Below are 18127 nucleotides of genomic sequence, written 5' to 3' on the forward strand. Positions count from 1 at the left end.
GGCACGCCGGCGATGCTGATACGGGACCGGCTGGATGTGGTGTGCGAGGACGGCGAGTTCGCTGACCTGTATCCGAAGGACGGTCGTCCGGGACTGTCACCTGGGCAGTTGGCGCTGGTGTCGGTGCTGCAGTTCGCGGAGAACCTCTCAGACCGCGCGGCCGCGAACGCGGTCCGCACCAGGATCGACTGGAAATACGCCTTGGGCCTGGATCTGGACGATCCCGGGTTCGACTACTCGGTGCTGTGCGAGTTCCGGGCCCGGCTGGCCGAGGGCGACGCGGCCGACCGGTTGCTGCAGGTGATGCTGCATCGGCGGCCCGCGCGGCGCTCGGTGTTCCCCGCGAGGCGGGACCGCCCGCGCCACTGCTGTCGTCGTGGCTATGGAAGATCATGGTCCGCCTTGCGCGCGCTGGGACGCAGGGGGTAGACGGCAGTCTCGCGGGCCGTGGGCCGCATTACCTCGCAGTGGGGCAAAGCCCTGACGGAGGCACCCCGAGCCGGGGCTTCATTGTGTTGCGACACCCCGACGGAGTGACTCACGGGCCGTACCGGTGGTTCCTTACGGACTCCGGGCAGCACCATCGACGATCATCTCGATGCATACCGCAGCCTGTATCCCGGCATCGATGCCGAGGGAGTCAACGGGAGCTCTGGTTAAGCGTTCTCGGGCTCATTGAGCATTTTCAGCGTTGCCTCTCCAGGATGAGGACGGCCTTGGCGACGGACGTCATGCGGTTCGGGCTGATCCGGGATCTTCGGAAGATCCGTCAGGACTTCAGCAGTGCCATGCCTTGTTCGACGGGTGCGCGGGACGTGGCCAGTGCCCGGTTGGCCGTCCGCTGTGTAGGGGTCAACTGGCCGCCGGGCGGCCGACTGCGCCCGGTGGTGACCCAGGGGCCGGCGCCCTGGTAGGCGCGGTCGGCCAGGACAGGGACACCTTGGCGTTCGAAGATCCGGATGATCCGGTGGGTGCGGGCCGCGGTCAGGTCGTGGCACCGGCCTGGCAAGGCCGGAGAGATCCACAGCACTGCCCGGTCGGGTCGGTCACGACCTGCACGTTCACGCCGTGGCGACGGTGCTTGTGCGAGTAGTCGGCCCGGCCGTAGCCCACGCGGCCGCACTCGGCGAGCGTCCCGTCGAGCAGTACGTACCCCGGTTCGTGCTCACGCAGGACCTTCAGCAGGCCGGGTGCACGGCTGGCCAGGAGGTCGATCACCGCGGTGGCGTAGGCGCGGGCAGTGGCCGACCGAGATTCCGAAGCCTGGCCGCTATCTGGGCCAGGGTGTCGTGCTTGCGCAGGTACACCAGACCGACGAGCGCGCGTTGGCGCGGCGGGAGCTTCAGCGGCGGTCACCCTCGCGGGTGACAATGAGCATGGTGACCCACTCGACCAGCGCATGAGGCAGATCGAGTGCGGCAGGATAGGAAACCAACGAGGCACCTGCGCTGATGAGTTGCGACTTAGAACTCCTCCCCCAACGGCGCGGGTGCCTCGTGCGTTGTGCCCTCGCCGCCGTCACCCCATCGGTGGCCACTCTGAAAACGCTCAGTTCTTCTCCGGCCTACTCCGTGTGGCTCCGTCTCAGGAGGTATGGCGTGCGATCGCGCCCTAGAGTCGGCGGCAAAGCAGGGGGGCGTGCCGAGAATCGAGGTGTTTAGCGTGTGGAAATGCTTGGCGCGGGCCAGTGCCACTGCTCTGCTCTCCGCTCTTGCCGTCGTCGCGCCTGCACAATCGGTGTCGTCGGCGGCCTTGCTCAGTGCCGCGGCGGAAGCCATCTGTGAAACGGCGAAAGGGCATCAGCAAGCCGGAGCGCTCGATCAGGCGCAGGCCCTGTACACCGATGTAGCTGCAAATAAGGGCGACACGGATCGTACATGTGGTGTCTCAGGCTTGAAGAGCGTTGATGAGCAACGGGAGCGTGCAGCCGCAGCCGTCACGGCGGGATGGCAGCTGATTCGGGCGGGAGACTTTGACAAGGCCGAACGTGTATTCCGCTCTGCGCTCGCGATGGACCAGAGTAACTCCGACGCCGCGGCGGCTATCGTGCAGGTCAGCAATGCCCAGAGCCGCCCCATCGCATCGTCCAACTGGGATCGCTTCTATGGAACCTGGGTCCAACCGCTTGGCAAAGTGCTGATGTTCAGTGCAGTCGGCTTGGCGGTTCTGTACGCCTTGGCCGGTCTCTCCTCGCGCTTGTTCGTCAGGGTCGATGCGGTCGCTTGGCCAGATCTCTACAGGTGGACCGCCGGGACCCTCGGCTTCCTCCTGATTTTCGGCGCGGCGGTGATGCTGCCGCTTTACGCCATGTTCAAGCCCTTCTCCCCCGAGGGATCGCTCACAGGATGGGCCTCCGGTGTGGTCCTGGTGATCGGGCTGGGGATGGTCTTGCTGATCCTCCTTGCATCGAAGAGCAAACACGGGCGTCATCTCGATCACGGCGGCTGGAGACCCTGGTCGTCCCTGTTGGTCGTCTTGGGTGTCGTCGTTGTCGTGGCGGGTGCCCTTCTCCTGACTCCGAGGAAACCCCGAGCCGTCGAGACGGCAGGTGAGGTCTGGGCCATTGGGCTAATGGTGGTAGTCGTGATCGCCGTCGCGGCGATCCACCCCCGGGAGTGGCAGCAACGATGGGCCCTGGTGATGGCCCTGGTGATCCCCTTGAGCATCGCGGTCGGGGTGGCGGGTGCGTTGCTCATGGTTCCATTGCAGGACTCGGGGCGAGTCATGGCGGCCTACATCGTCCTTGCAGTGATGGGCGTGGTACTGACGGCCGCAGCGTTGGGGCAGAACCTGCGGCTGCAGGTCGAGGTCCAGAAAGCCGATGGAACGGTGAGTGCGGGCTCAACGGATTACCTACTGGCCAGGATGAAGGGTCTGGGCACGGAATCCCCCAAAAAGCTTGATCGCACCATCTCCGCCTTGGCCACCACTCCGCTGAGTAAAATCACCAGTGAGGAACTGAGCGCGCTGCCCGCAGGCAAGGTTGCAGGGGCGCTGTCGCGCCTGTTCTTTGCTCTCAGACCGGACCTCACGTGGCGTGCGCGGGTCACGCTCGTGGATGAAGACCGAGTTGCGATGACGTTGTCTCGCAACGGCCGGCATGTCGAGAGTGACGTTTTCAGCAGACGAGACCTCGGACTCCCTGTCATCCCGACCGGTCTCGGGGAAGCCGAGAGGACTGCCGCGCAAAATCGAGCCCGCGCGCAGCTACTCACGGGGGCTGCTTCGTTCATCCTCCTTCGGCTCAGCCAGGCACACCTTGAGCTGCAGGATGGTCTGTACGGGGCGGAACGCTGGCAGGGCGTTGCGCTGCAGGTCATCGCTACGAGCCGATCTCTGATCAGCGATGGCGAAGATCCCGATGCCGTGCGCGTGGAACTGTTGGGCCGCGCCCTGGATGAAGACCCCATGTATGTGCTGGCGCGCTTTGAGTACATGTGGGCGATCTATAACCGTATTCCAGAGGAGCAGACCGCGTATGCGGCGTTCGCGCAGTCCCTCGACGATCAGTACGGCAGGTCAGGACTATCGGACAGAACCGACAAGGAAGTGGGCTGGGCTCCACTACGGATCCGGGTCAAGTACAGCAGCGCGACCCAATGGCTCAACGGATATGTGAAGGGGAACCGGGAAGACGACACGCTGCTGGAGAAGGCAGCAGACGCCGTCGATGCGCTCAAGAGCTTGTGTGAGGTGAACTGGGAGGGTAGGCGGCTGCGTCAACAAGCAAAGCGGATGCGTGGCTTCGCCGAGAATTTGGAACATTGCATCGAGGCACTTCTAGGAGTCAAACCGCCGGATAAGTGGCTACACCCCCATAACGAGCACAACCCCTCGCCGAGACTGACCTGGGACCACGCGTGCCTGGACTGCTTTCTGGCAGAGATCAAGGACTTGGAGTCTGAGAAGGGCACGCGGCTTGGACAGGCAATGGAGGATCTGGAGTTCGCCGCCGCCACCGACAACGACAAGAGAGTTGCCGCGACAGATCCCTGTTTCAGAGTGTTGACCTCCGAGCCCCGCTTCAGGACGCTGGTCGGAACAGTCCCGCCAACTGACTTCCTCGGTCTCCCGTCGCTTGCTCCGCACAGAATTCCGCTGGCCAAAGCCAGTATCGTCTCTGCACTCGACCTCGTGCGCCGGACCCAGAATGCTGAGCAGCAGGAGCAACTGGCGGCACACCTGGGCGTCTCCCGAGTGGTGATCGACCAGATGCGAGATGCCGGCCAACTGGCGCAGGTCCACCCGGACTTGAATGATCCCAGCATGCTTCACCTGCTACTGACCCAAGGGGTCAGTTCACCAGAAGCCCTCCGCGACAGAGCGATCCGAAAGCCGAGGAAGCTCATCCATCAACTCCGCAGTCAGGCCAAGCAGGATCAGCTGGAACCACGCTCCCTGAGATGGCCCTGGCGCCGGGGGTGGCTGCTCGCCGCCCGAGGTTGAGGGCCTGGCCGCCTCTCATCGGCGTCAGCTCAGGGCCAGCCATGAACTGGTGGCCGGCCCGAATGCTCGATGCACCTACTTGGGTGCGGAGCGGGACACCTTGGAGGTCAGCAGTCCATGCAGGAACGACCTGAGCGGATTGGCGGGCCATGGCGGCCGGTCGTCATGTTCAGGGTCGATGTCGGACGATGCATCACCGGTGTCCCGACCTCGGCCGGGGCGAGCTCACCGCTGAGCGGCAGGTAGCTGAAGGGCTCGATCTCGGCGACAGGCCAGAGGGCAAGCCATCAGAGGTGTAGATCTCCAGGACGGGCTGCATCACGATCACCCGGGAAGTGTTCCGCATCCCCCGCCCATACCGCTTCCTGATTACGCCGAGCATCCTCGCGTTTGCCAGTCTGACAGGGATGAAGGCATCCTCCTGGGTGTGTGGTTCAGGGGATTTGGGGCGGGTGTTGCCGCACTTGTCAGGGGTGTGGTGGTCGATCGAGCCGGGCGTCAACCTGCCCAAGGTCAGCGTTCGTTGTCGTGCGCTGCCGGTGCGGTGTCCTGCTGCGAGAGCGGGTCTCGCCGGGTGCACGGTCGCTATGCTCGGCGGTTGACCGACGCGCCCGTGGGTGGCGTCCCGGTGGTGATCGAGGTGCTGGTGCGCCGGTCCAAATGCGGTGCAACCCGCTGCCCGGCGGTCGCGCGCTGTCCGCGGAACGGGCAACGGTCGAGCGCGGCGTCGCACGGCTCAAGTCGTGGCGGATCTTCCACAGGGCACGATGCAACCCGAATCGAATGTCGTCAATCTCCGCCGCCATCCTCACCCTGGAGCCAGGGAGCTGCCGAACAATAACTCCTAGATCTTGGTGAGGATTACGGGGGTGTGAGGTCGTGCCCGGCTATCGCGGCGAGCTGTTGTGCTGTGGTCACGGTGAGGGCGCCGACCGGGACCGTGTACCCGAGCGCGGTGAGTACGGGTGTGGCCTCCCGGAGGGTCGTGCCGATCCGGCTCTTGGCCAGGCCGGTTGCCTCGGCGAGTGGCGTCTGGGCCATGGACCAGCGCTTCGTGAGGAGGAAGACGACAAGCTCGTCGGCGATGGAGAGTCGTCTGCTGCCGGCGCCGGGGCCGCCGTCGGGGCGTTTGCCGGGCAGGAAGATCGGCGGGTGCTCGGCACACCAGGCTTGGTAACGGACGGCGAGATCGTCGAAGGCGGCAGGTTCGAGTCCGGTGAGGCTGGGGTGCCGCAGCCACACGGGGAGCTTGTTGGCGGTGGGAAAGCGTCCGAACTCGACGCTGGGTGGAGACAATGCAGGAGCGAGCGGTTCGGGGCGCAACGTGTAGTTCCACGTGCCGTGCCACTCGTGCGGCGGCAGGGGCAGGCGTTCCATGACGGTGTCGGGGACGGTGACGCCGGTGGGGTAGGCGCCGGGGTCGAGCTCGGCATGGACGGACAGTCCGCTGCGTGTCGTGGTCGATCCGATGGTGCTGACGACGACTTCGTGGCTGACCAGGGGCCTGCCACGCCAGTTGACCCTGCCTGTTCAGCGGAATTGGTCGACCTGACGTCCCGATAGCAGAAAGGTGCCTCTGACGCGTAAATAGCAGCAGGTGAGGGTGGGTGTGGGCAGGGCTGGGTGCCCGCTGGCCGTTGAGGGCTGGCGGGTGTCCGGGTCTGGCGGTCAGGCTGCGGTCTCCCTCGTCCTCGGGTTGAGGGTGACGGTGTAGCCGAGCTGGTTGAGCTGGGTGATGGCTCGGCGGGTGGCGCGTTCGGGCTCGCGTCGGGTGAAGTAGGTGCCCCCGAGTTCCTGGTAGGCGACGTCGTCGGTGAGCATGTGCCAGATCGCGGTGATGATCGAGTGCTCGACGGCGACCAGGGCCCGCAGGGGGCCGCGGCGGGCGGTGAGCCGTTTGTAGCGGGCGGCGAGGTAGGTGTCCTTGGTTCTCACGGCGCCGAACGCGGCGAGTCCGAGGGCGCCTTTGAGGTAAGGGTTGCCGGGCCGGACCTTCGTGTTCTTGGTGCGGCCGGCGGACTCGTGGTGGCCGGGGCAGACCCCGGCCCAGGACGCGAGGTGTTTGGCCGTCGCGAACCGGGTCATGTCCCCGCCGGTCTCCGCGATGATCACTTCGGCGGTGGCCTGGTTGATCCCGGGGATGGTGTCGAGCAGGTCGAGGGCGCCGCGAAAGGGGGCCATCGCCTCTTCGATCCGTTCGCTGAGCTGGTCGATCATCGTGGTGAGCTGGTCGTACTGGTCCAGATGGAGGCGGGCCAGGAACGCGTGGTGCTCGCGGAAGCGTCCGGTCAGGGCCTCGGTGAGTTCGGGGATCTTGCTGCGGAGCTTGCGTTTGGCCAGGTCCGCAAGGACCTGTGGGTCGGCTTCGCCGCGGATGAGGGCTTCGAGCATGGCCCGTCCGGAGACGCCCATGATGTCGGAGGCGACCGCGGACAGTTTGATGCCGGTGTCCTCCAGCAGTTTCTCCAGTCTCTGGACCACACGGCCGCGTTCACGGGTGGCCGTGGTCCGGGCCCGGGTGAGGTCCCGTAGTTCACGGACCGGTTCGGGCGGCACGAAAGAGGGCCTGACCAGGCCGTGGGCGCCGAGCTGGGCCAGCCAGGCCGCGTCCGAGACGTCCGTCTTGCGTCCGGGCAGGTTCTTGACCTGCCGGGCGTTGACCAGGATCACGTTCAGGCCCTCGGCCAGCACGTAGTAGAAGGGCTTCCAGTAGTCCGAGGTCGCCTCGATCACCACCAGCGTCACCCGTGCGGCGAGCAGATGGTCCCGCAGCTCCAGGACCGCGTTCGTGGTCGAGCCCCACGTCGTGGTCTCGGTCGTGAAGGACCCCCGCCGCTTCGAACTCGGGGTGCGGACACACACCTTGGCGTCCTTCTTGCTGATGTCGAGGCCGGCGCAGCGTTCGTGCAGCACGTCCACGGTCTTGCTCCCTCCCTCGCCGGACAGCCGGGTACGCCGTTCCGGGAGGGCCAGGGTGAATCAGGAATTCTGACGCACGTGCTTCACAGCAACACTCCACGGTTCCCGTGGACGGCCCCCAGCACCACGCTGACCTGCAAGCTCACCGGCATCACAGAAGCATCGGTTTCGGCCGGAACGAACCCCTCCAGCGTCCCGGACCGGCATCAGCCCCCGGCAGGGGCAGACAGAAGCACCCCCGGCGCGCGCCACGGGATTTACCACGCCCCCGGCGCGCACCGAAGGTGCGCTGGATCGCTGACCAGCAAGAATGAGGATTGTCGGGGTCCTTGTTCCTGCTCCAGCCGGAGGCACTTCTCAGGTGAAGAAGAGTATCGGGTCGTACCCGCGTGTCCGCATCGAGGGCGGTGGCCGGGCGGTGGTCGTAGGCCGGGGGCGTGCTGCTGGTCGAGACGGTCCGCAAGGCCGGCTTGGACACCGCGATATCAGCGGCGCTGGTGCCGTGGCGGAAGGCTCGGGCGGTACACGATCCGGGCAAGCTCCTGCTGGAGGTGGCTCTGGCGGTCGCGCTGGGCGGGGACTGCCTGGCCGACGTGGGAATGCTGCGGGCCGAGCCGGCCGTGTTCGGGGCGGTGGCCTCCGACCCGACGGTCTCCCGCCTCATCGACACCCTCGCGGCCTCCGGGGAGAAGGCTCTGCGGGCCATCCGTGCCGCGCGGGCCGACGTCCGCCAGCGGGTCTGGCGGTTGGCCGACCGGAAAGCGCCTGATGCGGGCGGGACGGTGACCGTGGACCTCGACGGGGTGCTGGTGATCGCGCACTCGGACAAGGAGGACGCCGCACCCACGTGGAAGCGGGCCTACGGTCACCACCCGCTGATGGGGTTCGTCGACCACGGACCGGGCGGCACCGGTGAACCGGTCGCGGCCCTGCTCAGACCCGGCAACGCAGGCTCGAACACGGCGGCCGACCACATCACCGCCCCCCAACTGGCCCTGGCCCAGCTGCCGAAGAAGTACCGGCGCGGGCGCCGGACCCTGATCCGCACCGACTTCGCGGGCGGCACCCACGACTTCGTCGCCTGGCTCGCCCGGCGAGGACGGTGGCTGTCCTACTCGGTTGGCATGACGGTCACCGAGCAGGTCCACCAGCACGTGCTGAAGGTTCCGGCATCGGCCTGGACGCCGGCCGTCGAGACGGACGGCGAGATCCGCGACGGTGCCTGGGTCGCCGAATTCACCGGCGATGTCCAGGACGGCTGGCCCAAGGGCATGCGGCTGATCGTCAGGAAGGAACGACCACACCCCGGGGCCCAGTTGCGGCTCACCGATGCGGACGGCATGCGGCTGACGTGCTTCGCCACCAACACCTCGGGCCGGCCGATCGCCGAACTCGAGCTCCGTCACCGACTGCGGGCCCGGGCCGAGGACTGGATCCGGGCTGCCCGGGCCACCGGCCTGCGCAACCTCCCCCTGCACCGCACCGCCCCGAACCGGATCTGGCTGGAGATCGTGCAGATCGCCCTCGACCTGCTGGCCTGGATGCCGATGCTCGCACTGACCGGCAAGGCCCGCCGTTGGGAACCCCGCCGCCTGCGGCTCCGTCTGTTCACCGCGGCGGGACAGCTCGTCACCACCGGCCGCCGGCGGATCCTCCGCCTGGCCCGGCACTGGCCCTGGACCGGCCACATCACCGCCGCACTCGACCAGCTCGCACTCCTGCCAAATCCCGACTGACCAGCAACTTTCCCGTCCCTACGACAGCAGCCCGACATCGGAGCAGTGGAACCCGGCGCCTCCCCGAGACGACACTCGGGCCCTCAACCTGCCCATTCTCAGCCCACGGCACGAAAACGGTCCACCGACTCCGTCGGCGGACCGTCATGAAACTTCGAGGCTAGGTTTCCAGGTGTGCGTCGCCCCAGACGCCGTAGCAATAGCTGCTGATATCCGTCGGTGAGACGTAAGTGACTTGTATTTTCAGACGCAGCACCTGTGAGATTTCCAGCTTCAGATCGCGTGCTTCACCGAGAGTCACTGTCGCATTGGTGACCAGTTTTCCGTCTGCGAATGCTTCGAATTTTAGCCGACATCCCGTTGGGGCGTCATCTCGAAGACCAATCGTGGCTTTGAATGTCCGCCAGTGGCGCCCTAGGTTGTACTCGGCGTCATTCTCTGGAATGTAGCCCTTGTCTACTCGAAGAGAGGTGCTTCGGGCGTAGTTGTGGCCATTGACTTCCGCAGATCCGGTCTCCGTGCCATTCGAAGAACTCAGCGGTTGTAGCTCGCTGAGGTACTGCACCCCTGTCGTTGGGGTGGCCGACTCGCTTGCAGAGTCCGTCGGAGTCGTCGTGAGGGAGGGGCTGGTTTGCGGAGAGCTCATTGTCCCCGGTGACGACTGAGGGGCCGTCGGAGCGCCTCCAGAATCGCAAGAAGACGTCAAGAACATCACCGATGCCGTGGCGGTGCAGATTACAGCCAGAGCGGTCCCATGAAGGTGCCGCGGATGGGATGGGCGGCTCTCAATGATCATCAGGAGACACCTTCCGTTGGCTTAGCGGCCGCGTGGGAATCTCCTCGTGGCATGATCCGCACGCTCCTCGCGTCGGCGGGCCAGCCGAAGTCGCTGGGAGTGAGCCGAGGACAGCTTCGGCTTTGCCGGTGTCGCTAGTTCCAGCGTGTTATGGCGGATGCCCTAATCAGCATCACCCCTTCCTGGCGGGTGGGCAACTCGCGGCGCCGGACTTGCCGCGGTCGTCACGCGCAAGGCACGTGTGGTGGCCCGAGTCTACTGACCGAGGCCAATCCCTGTTGGGCTACGCGACTTCCACTCCGGGCTCCTAGGTTGACGGACTCCACGAGTGCCGCCTGACCGCTCGTCTCTCAGGCGCCGCACCCTCCCCACCCGGGACCCGCCGGATTCCGAATAGGGGCCACCCGAAATATGCGCTCTGGCGGGCCGGGGCCTCGTCGAAGAGGCGGTACGGATGGCAGCCGCGGCAGCGGCCATCGCGCAGCAGGAGGCCCCCGATCGCAGCGCCGGCATTGGCCTCGGGCGCGCTTGCGGCAAATGATCAATCTGACTGTTGCGGCAGTGCCATACAGAGTCCTCCCCCAAGGTCTACCTCCAGACTCCACTTCGAAGTCCTTGCACGCGCGCCTGCGATGGCAACCCCCCCTGCACGTTTGGCTCAACTCGAAGTGCGAAAACCCATGTATTCCAACAGTATTGTTTGCATGCATGGTAATAGGCGAAATAGTCCACAGGTCGCGCTCCGTCCTTTGGCGGTACCGCAGCGACAGCGTACAAGATTTGCCGCAATGTTGGCATGTGCGGCGCTTATGGTGACCGCAGCGATCTCCTCCTGCGGGGGAAACGCTGCCTCGGAGGCGAAACCCTCTCCTACGGCATCATGGAAGATCGGTCCTTCTATCAGCACCGAAAGTCCTTGGGGGATAGCGGCGAGCCCGGATGGGCGACGGGTATACGTGGTGGTGCATGCCGGCGAAGCCGATTTTGGTAGCATTTCCATTATTGATAGCGTCAGTAGTTCTGTGGCTGCTACTATCCCGCACATACGTTGGCCGGAAGATATCGTCATTACACCTGACGGTCGCCGAGCCTACGTAGTCGGGCAGAACTCGGTATCGGTTTTGAACACAGAATCAAACACAGTCAGCGCCACTATTGAGAAGGCATCCGGGAGAGATATCGCAATCTCTCCTGACGGCAGTCGGGTTTACACGGCGGGTCCCTCCCTGGGTAATTCTGTCGACATCATCGACACCAGTACAAATCGCGTAGCAGGGGAAATCGGGATGCCGGGGGTAGTTCCAGAGGCCATTACTGTGGCTCCAAGCGGGGTCAATATTTACGTGGCGGCCGAGGGTTCCCGTCCCGGCAGCGGAGTCCTCTCTGTGATCGACAGTGCGACCGATAAAGTCACTGGGACGGTTCCTCTCCCCGGAGACCCGAGTGAGAATGGTCTCGCAGTGACACCGGACGGCAAGGAACTCTACGTGTCCTACAGTCAGGGCAAACGCGACGGAGTGGCGGTAGTGGACGTCAAGAAGAAGGCCGTCACCGATACCGTTCCCATGGATGATTCTTCATGGGGAATCACTGTGAGTCCTGACGGCGCTTATGCCTATGTGGTTCAGGGATTGCAGCCCTCCACATTCACGGTGATTGATACGGCCTCGAAGAAGATTATGGAGAATCTCCCTGTAAAGGGATCTCCTTTCAGTGTTGCCGTCGCCCCAGACGGGCGTCGCGCTTACGTGAGTTCGCAAGAAACTGTGCACAATGATGGCTCGCTGGCTGACCCGCCCAATGTGCAAGTGATCGACATCGATTGAAAAATCGACCGGGTGGTGAGTTTGTCTACTGCGGCAGCTTGGCTGTTCGCTCCGGGTGCAGGGGCCAAGAGTTATTGAGCGTTTTCAGCGTGGCCACCGATCGGGTGACGGCGGGGAGGCCGCACCGCACGAGGCACCCGTGGCCGTTGAGGGAGATGTTCGAAGTCTCAACTCATCAGTGCAGGTGCCTCGTTGGTTCCCTATTCTGCCGCACTCGACCTGCCGCATGCGCTGGTCGAGTGGGTCACCATGCTCATCGTCACCCGTGAGGGTGACCGCCGCTGCAAACTTCCACCGCACCAGCGTGCGCTCGTCGCTCTGGTGTACCTGCGCAAGCACGGCACCCTGGCCCAGATCGCCGCGGGCTTCGGCATATCGGCCGACTCCGCCCGTGCCTATACCGCCGCGGTCATCGACCTCCAAGCCGACCGGTCACCGGGCCTGCTGAAAGTCCTGCGCGAGACCGACCCGGAGTACGTGCTGCTCGCCGAGTGCGACCGAGTGGGCGACGGCCGGGCCGACTACTCGCACTGTGAGGATGGTGGCCGTGTCGTTCCGGTCACGGCTTGACTCCTACTCTCACTGGCCGCTTGTGCCTTGTGTTTGATCTGTCAGTGGGCGGTTCGTGAGTTTATGTCCGTTCCGGACTTGGTTAGTGCTTCTTGCTGAAGGTTCCGGGCTCGGTCTCGGTGAGGATTCCTTAGTGTGACCAGGCGTTTCATCTTGGCTCGGGTGCGTTCGATGTGTTTCGGCAGGAGCCCGAAGTCGAGGGCCTGGCAGATATCTCGGGCCCTCAGCGGGCCGGTGGCGTCGTTGCAGACGGCGACGATGCGTGGGTAGTCCGGGTGCTCGGGCAGCTCGAGACTTCCTGATGGGTCGGCGCTCTGGGCAGGGATTCGGTTGGCGAGGCCGGTGAAGGTAGTGCGGGTGATGGCGAGGTGTTCCAGTCGCAGTTCGGCCTCGATCAGCTGGGCCTGAAGGGTGTCGATCTGGGTGCGGAGATCGTCAGCCAGGTTCCAAACGGCGTCTTCCTGCAGGTCGAGCGCCTGGAGGAGGGGGTTGAGGTTCACGCGCCGACCACCTGCGGATCGCGCCAGGTGAGTGTGCTCGCGTCGGTGAGCCGACGGGCCATGACGTGGGTCATGGCCCAGTACACGCGGGAATGTGAGGAGGCCGGGCGGTGTTCTTTCTTGGCATCCACGCTGATGACCGGCTGCCCGTCGGCGAGGTACGCCGTGACCTGGTCGTTGATGTAGCGGAACTGGGCGTCCCGGTCCGGATGCCGGCTCCCCTCGGTGGTCCTGGAGGTGCCCTGCAGAGAGAAGCCTTCCGCCTTCAACAGCGCGGCCACCGTGTCCGAACCGACCCGGTGCCCCTGACGCGTCAGCTCGGCCGCCAGATTCCGGGTGGACTTCACCGTCCACAGCAGCGGAGTTTCCGGGTCGCCGCGCTGGTCCGGCTCGACCAGCGCCAGCAACGCAGGCACCAGCCCCGGATCGGCCTCCCGCAAGGACTTGCGACCCGCGCCCGGTGCCCGTACCCGGCCGACGGGCTCCTCCGCGTGCTCCAGCTCCCGCTTCCCACGCGACACCGTGGACTCCGCCACCCCGGCCGCTCCGGCCACCATACGGATCCCGCCATGGCCCAGAACAAGGGCCGCGGCGCACAGCGTCAGTCGCTGCTGGCGCTCATCGAGATGCGGCAGCAACAGCCCGAACACATCCACCAGCTCTGCCTTCGTCCCCTCCGACACCCCCGCATCCTACGACCCAACAGACCACGAAAACCGAAGGGTTATTGATCGGCAGGTCCCAGGGCTTCGACGTAGTCAACGGGCGTCCGTTTTGTGATCATTTGGGACCGAGCAGGGCGGTCCACGTTGCGGGCATTGTGTCGCAGAGCGGCGGCGATGTTGGTCGCGCCGGCCAGCCACAGGGCGCCGATGGCGAGGTTGCGCCATGTGGCCATCGCCCGGGGCGCGTTGCCGGTTCGCAGCTGCGAGGCGCCTTCGGCGAACAAGGGGCCGCCCTTCCTGCGCGGCGAGGGGCGCGTCGGCGAAGACCCGGACGAGAGCGACGACCTTCTCGGCTGCCGTGGCTCATTCGTCGGCGTCCCCTCCGGAGTGACGCATCGGTATGAGCTTCAAGGACATTCAGCGCGCCACATTGCGAGCCATTGTTACACTGTGTAGGCTTGCAGCGACTGTCAGTAATAGATCCGTACTGCGAAGGAGGCCAGCTATGTCGAATCCGACTGGAAATCCCACAGGCGACCCGACCAATCCCACTGCAGAAATGAATATGAGAATTGCCGAAATGGTAAAGGCGGCGAAACCGGAAGAGATCGTTTCACTCCTTGACAGGTCGAATGAGGAGTCACTTCTGGCATCGGGGCCCATCAACCAGAACAACAACAACAATCCGCCACCAACGGATTTGGAAGTGTAGCCAGTCGGTGTCGGCCAGTGTCCCCCGCCGGGCGAAGTTCCACCCGGCGGGTCGACTTGACGCAGCTAGTCACGTTACCACCAAGGGATAATTAATGTCGGTTGACCTGCTTCTGATTTTCCCGCCCCAATGGAGCGCATTTCAGCCCTCCCTTTCTCTGCCATCACTCTCCGCATGGCTGAAGCGCGCCGGTTTCGATATTGCGTCGGTCGACATTAATATTGACTTTTACGAGTGGCTCCTATCTGATGACTGCGCAAGACTCCTCATCAAGGAACTGGAGCACACTGACCTAACATCCGAGGCCAAGATCGGCCTTCGCGCCATTTTCCAGGAGGCTGAAACATTTCGAAGTGACATTGATCGGTTCAGGACGCTCAGTGACGCTGAAAGTACAAGTAGCGGTTACTTTGAACGCGGCCACCTGGGAGTACAATCCCTATCGACCTACTTGAATGCAGTATCAGCTGTTTGCGATGATTTCATCGTATCGCCATTCGAATTTCGCTTCAAAACCGGAAACCTCAGATCATCCGAGTTGGAACGGATGATCGATTCCCCGCATCCTGTACTCGACGCTTTCGTTCGACAGGCAGTTGCGAAATACATTCTACCGCTCGCCCCAAAATCAATCGGCATCTCATGCATCGGGCAAGAGCAGTTGTACTTTACGCTTCTCTTGGGCTCAATCCTAAAAAAGCAACTAGCCGCTCCCGTCATGGTTGGCGGGACGATCTTCTCCCGTATTTTCGAACGCGGGGCCTTGAAGAATAGTTGGTTCGACCGCTTCTTTGATATCATTGTTCGAAATGAGGGCGAGAAGCCGGCAGAGCGAATGTTGCGGAATCTGCGTGAGGGACGCCCATTGACCGAAGGCGCGCCAAGTATCGTCTTTCGGAACGGCGGCGAGGTTGTATCGTCCCCACCATGCCCGTCATTGCGACCGCAGGAAATCCCGATTCCGGATTTTGAAGACATGCCCCTGACGCGATACCTATCGGCTGAGACAACACTCCCCCTGCTTTCATCTCGAGGCTGCTACTGGGGGAAGTGCGAATTTTGCCACCACGGAATGGTGTATGGTGAAAAATACGCCGGGTATGAGGTGTCCAGCGTACTTCAGACGGTTAAAAGTCTAGCCGAAAAGTACAACGTTCGACATTTTGCATTCAATGACGAAGCCATCCCGCCAAAAATCGCTCGGTCGTTGGGGCAGATCGCTCCTCCGAACGCTGAGACGGGGTGGTCCTTTACTGGACTCATTAAATTTGAGGAATTCTTCAAACGCGAAGATTTCACCAACCTTCATAGAATCGGATTCCGATCCCTCTATGTGGGACTGGAGTCTGCGTCTGAGCGCGTACTGCGGTTGATGCGCAAGAACACGCGTAGGGAAGTAATGGTGCGTAATCTCACCGACGCCACCTGTGCCGGTATCTGGATGCACTGCTTTCTATTTTTCGGATTTCCTGGAGAAACCGAAGAAGAGGCGAATGAGACCTTCGATTTCATTCTCGGAAACTCGGATATCATCAGCTCCTTCGGGGCTGGCTCTTTTTCCCTGGAGCACAACGCACCAGTTTTCCGGCATCTGGCAGATTTTGGTATTACGCTCAAGCCCACCGCGGCGAACGATGTAGACGTCTACTACAGCTATGAAGTAGCGGACGGCATCACCTCTAGGCGCGCAAGTGAGTGGAGTGAGATGCTGAACGCTGCCTCCCGCTCCATTCCGAGCTACCACGGGGCTGGGTGGGTGCCCCGCGAGTTGCTGCTATGCATGTTGTCTAAGATGACTCCCGGGGAACTCGTTGACAACGGACTGCAAATGCGCGCCCTCAACGGGATCCCGCCGAGTGCCCTGCTATCGCGAGTTGTGACACGAATGACGCACCCGAATTACCCGAACACAGAGATCGCGATCAACAGAGTAAACGGATCCACGCTATCGATTAGAGGGGGCGCCCTGAGACTACTTGAGGCTTGCTCTCAGATGGACCTTGACTTCGGCACTCTGCAACAGGTGGCGCCAATTTTGTTCACCCGACTGTTCCCTTCCCCTGGAAAATCCGGCGATGCCGCATCCGAAAAACATCTGCAGGGATAACTCATCTCGGCTACTGCCGCCAGGAACACCGACCTCGATTCGTCAGCGGGGTCGGTCGTTGATCGGTGCGGTGGTTCGCCCGTAATGTCCCGGGGTGTTCGGGGTGGGCCGTCTCGTGACGCTGCGGCTGCGCCGGGGTTCCACGTCTCCCGGGGGGTGATGTGGTCTGCTCCGTTCTGGTCTTCGTCGGGGCGGGAGCCGGTTGTCAGGTAATGGCCGGAAGGTTGGTGAGCCGGTCCCAGCAGGTGGTGAACGCGGACGCCCAGGGCCAGGTGGCCTCGATGCGGAGCCACCGATTGCGGGCGTGTTTCGTGAGGCGGGCCGGCAGGTGGTAGAGGCACAAGCGCATGGTGTCCGGTTCGGCGTCGGCCAGGTGGTCGATGTCGTGCAGGCCCAGGAGGCGGACCCAGGCGTCCAGGTCTGCGGCGAGGTTCGCGGTGGCCCCATCCACCCCTGGTTCACCGCGAACGATTTCGAGGGCAGATGGTGCAGGCCGAGGGCCTTGTTCGTCCGCACTCGGTCTTCCACTTCGGCGTGATCGCGGTGCAGGGCGTCGAGGAACTGCACCTGATGCGAGCCCGCAACGCCCCACATCCGGCCGATGTTCGTGGCGGTGATCGAGTAGCACCAGCCAGTCTTCTGCTCGAAGTCGGTCAGCTTCTTCAGCTGGCGGCCCGAGAGCCGGACCCGGCGGACGATCAGCCGGGTGCCCTCCGGCCAGCCCTCCCGGGTGTTCACGCCGGTCAACTCGGCCACGAAGTAGCCCGCCTGGGGCGAGCCGTCCTGCTTCAGCGAGGTCTCCCAGGCATGCTCGGGCAGCTTCGCGATCGCTTTCTCGTCCTCGTCGGTGATCTTCCATCCGACGCTGAAGCGGACCGTGCGCCGCTTGGTGTTCAGTGCGACCAGATGTTCCAGCAGGCCGTGGGTGGCACCGGCGCCGTCCACGCGGATCAGGAGCTTGGCGGCGCTGGAGTACGGGATCTGGGCCAGCGCGCAGGTCAGGACCCGCAGGTGGTCGGCGACGGTGTTCGCCCCGGCGTTGCCCGGCCGTAGTTCCATGGCCAGACGCTCGGCGGTGTTCGCGCACCAGGTCGCCAGGGGATGGAACCCGAACGTGCCTTTGAACGTGGCCGCGGCCCGCTCCTTCTTCGAGGCCGCGGTGATGATCGTGGCGGCCATGTCGATCACCACCCAGTCCCTCAGGCACCGGCCCGCCACGGAGAGCCTGGGGAAACCACCGGGCCGCAGGTGCAGCTGCGACCACACGTGACGACGGACCGTGCGCCGGGCCTTCGCGATCAGCGTGAGTGCGGTGTCGTCCAGGCCGAGCAGGGCGCGGCGGACAGTGGAGTCCGAAGCTGCCGGTCCGGACAACCCGCTCTGGTGCAGGCCCAGTTGCGCAGCCTCGGTCAGGTTCGTCGCGCCGAGCACGATGGCCACCGCGAGCTGGACCACCACCACACCCCGGTCGCGCCAGCCATGCCCGGCGCCCATCGGCAGCACATCGGCCAGGACCCCGGTCAGTCCCACCCGGTCCGCACACCGTCGCAGCAGTACCGCCCTGGCGTGCCCGACCAGCCGCCTGCCGTCGGCCCGTACGCGCAGCCGCCGATCCCACCCTGTACGCTCGCTCACCGGAAAGGTGCCCTGACTTTCGCAACGGCTACGGACTAGACACTCGCATCCTTGCAGGTCAGCGGCACCTTTCTGCTATCGGGACGTCAGGTCGACCAATTCCGCTGAACAGGCAGGGCTGGGTCTATCAGGATTCAGGTGTGGTTCGTCTTTTTGGCCTACGGGTTTCTGGTTGGGCTGTGCGGCCTACACTCGTCCGGCGGTAAGGCGGCCGT

Annotated in this window: 9 protein-coding genes and 6 pseudogenes; 7 read left to right on the plus strand and 8 right to left on the minus strand. The window is 64.0% G+C overall.

Going from position 1 to position 18127, the window contains the following annotated elements; all coding sequences use genetic code 11:
• The first annotated feature begins 12 nt into the window (after positions 1-12).
• Positions 13-429, plus strand: coding sequence for a transposase (locus ACFYQ5_RS29800; RefSeq protein ID WP_389202000.1), 417 nt, complete (start codon positions 13-15; stop codon positions 427-429).
• A 256-nt stretch (positions 430-685) separates the two neighbouring features.
• On the opposite strand, the pseudogene ACFYQ5_RS29805 reads toward ACFYQ5_RS29800, so the two are convergent.
• A pseudogene (locus tag ACFYQ5_RS29805) lies at positions 686-1435 on the minus strand (transposase family protein).
• Positions 1436-1638: 203 nt separating this feature from the next.
• Between ACFYQ5_RS29805 and ACFYQ5_RS29810 the strand changes: the two are divergent.
• Positions 1639-4446, plus strand: a complete 2808-nt coding sequence (locus ACFYQ5_RS29810) for a hypothetical protein (protein WP_389202002.1) — start codon at positions 1639-1641, stop codon at positions 4444-4446.
• Positions 4447-5307: 861 nt separating this feature from the next.
• On the opposite strand, the pseudogene ACFYQ5_RS29815 reads toward ACFYQ5_RS29810, so the two are convergent.
• A pseudogene (locus ACFYQ5_RS29815) lies at positions 5308-5967 on the minus strand (ISAzo13 family transposase); the annotation flags it as partial.
• 147 nt (positions 5968-6114) lie between these two features.
• Positions 6115-7365 carry an IS110 family transposase gene (locus tag ACFYQ5_RS29820; RefSeq protein ID WP_389202004.1) on the minus strand — a complete coding sequence of 417 codons (1251 nt, stop codon included), beginning with the start codon at positions 7363-7365 and terminating at the stop codon, positions 6115-6117.
• Between the two features lie 361 nt (positions 7366-7726).
• Between ACFYQ5_RS29820 and ACFYQ5_RS29825 the strand changes: the two are divergent.
• A pseudogene (locus ACFYQ5_RS29825) lies at positions 7727-9101 on the plus strand (IS1380 family transposase).
• Positions 9102-9261: 160 nt separating this feature from the next.
• On the opposite strand, the gene ACFYQ5_RS29830 reads toward ACFYQ5_RS29825, so the two are convergent.
• Positions 9262-9666: an NPCBM/NEW2 domain-containing protein gene (locus tag ACFYQ5_RS29830; protein WP_389202006.1), complete on the minus strand. Its 405-nt coding sequence runs from the start codon at positions 9664-9666 to the stop codon at positions 9262-9264.
• 1040 nt (positions 9667-10706) lie between these two features.
• Here ACFYQ5_RS29830 and ACFYQ5_RS29835 point away from each other — a divergent pair.
• The gene (locus ACFYQ5_RS29835; protein ID WP_389202008.1) at positions 10707-11723 is read left to right on the plus strand and encodes a YncE family protein; all 1017 of its coding nucleotides are present in this window, start codon (positions 10707-10709) and stop codon (positions 11721-11723) included.
• Positions 11724-11915: 192 nt separating this feature from the next.
• Positions 11916-12254, plus strand: a pseudogene (locus ACFYQ5_RS29840) (transposase family protein); the annotation flags it as partial.
• An 80-nt stretch (positions 12255-12334) separates the two neighbouring features.
• On the opposite strand, the gene ACFYQ5_RS29845 reads toward ACFYQ5_RS29840, so the two are convergent.
• From ACFYQ5_RS29845 to ACFYQ5_RS29855, 3 genes and pseudogenes are all read right to left on the minus strand, one after another.
• The gene (locus ACFYQ5_RS29845; protein ID WP_389202010.1) at positions 12335-12793 is read right to left on the minus strand and encodes a hypothetical protein; all 459 of its coding nucleotides are present in this window, start codon (positions 12791-12793) and stop codon (positions 12335-12337) included.
• Positions 12790-12909: pseudogene (locus ACFYQ5_RS29850) on the minus strand (IS5/IS1182 family transposase); the annotation flags it as partial. The pseudogene ACFYQ5_RS29850 and the gene ACFYQ5_RS29845, both read right to left, overlap by 4 nt.
• Positions 12907-13449 (minus strand): annotated as a pseudogene (locus ACFYQ5_RS29855) (ISAzo13 family transposase); the annotation flags it as partial. The pseudogenes ACFYQ5_RS29850 and ACFYQ5_RS29855, both read right to left, overlap by 3 nt.
• Positions 13450-13963: 514 nt before the next feature.
• Here ACFYQ5_RS29855 and ACFYQ5_RS29860 point away from each other — a divergent pair.
• Both ACFYQ5_RS29860 and ACFYQ5_RS29865 read left to right on the plus strand, forming a co-directional pair.
• Complete coding sequence (locus tag ACFYQ5_RS29860; protein WP_389202011.1) at positions 13964-14170, plus strand: hypothetical protein; 207 nt, start codon at positions 13964-13966, stop codon at positions 14168-14170.
• A gap of 94 nt (positions 14171-14264) precedes the next feature.
• Positions 14265-16277: a B12-binding domain-containing radical SAM protein gene (locus tag ACFYQ5_RS29865; RefSeq protein ID WP_389202012.1), complete on the plus strand. Its 2013-nt coding sequence runs from the start codon at positions 14265-14267 to the stop codon at positions 16275-16277.
• 42 nt (positions 16278-16319) lie between these two features.
• On the opposite strand, the gene ACFYQ5_RS29870 is transcribed toward ACFYQ5_RS29865, so the two are convergent.
• Positions 16320-17912 carry a transposase gene (locus ACFYQ5_RS29870; protein ID WP_389202013.1) on the minus strand — a complete coding sequence of 531 codons (1593 nt, stop codon included), beginning with the start codon at positions 17910-17912 and terminating at the stop codon, positions 16320-16322.
• Positions 17913-18127: the final 215 nt, after the last annotated feature.

The organism is Streptomyces sp. NPDC005794, assembly GCF_042871445.1.
GTDB lineage: Bacteria > Actinomycetota > Actinomycetes > Streptomycetales > Streptomycetaceae > Streptomyces.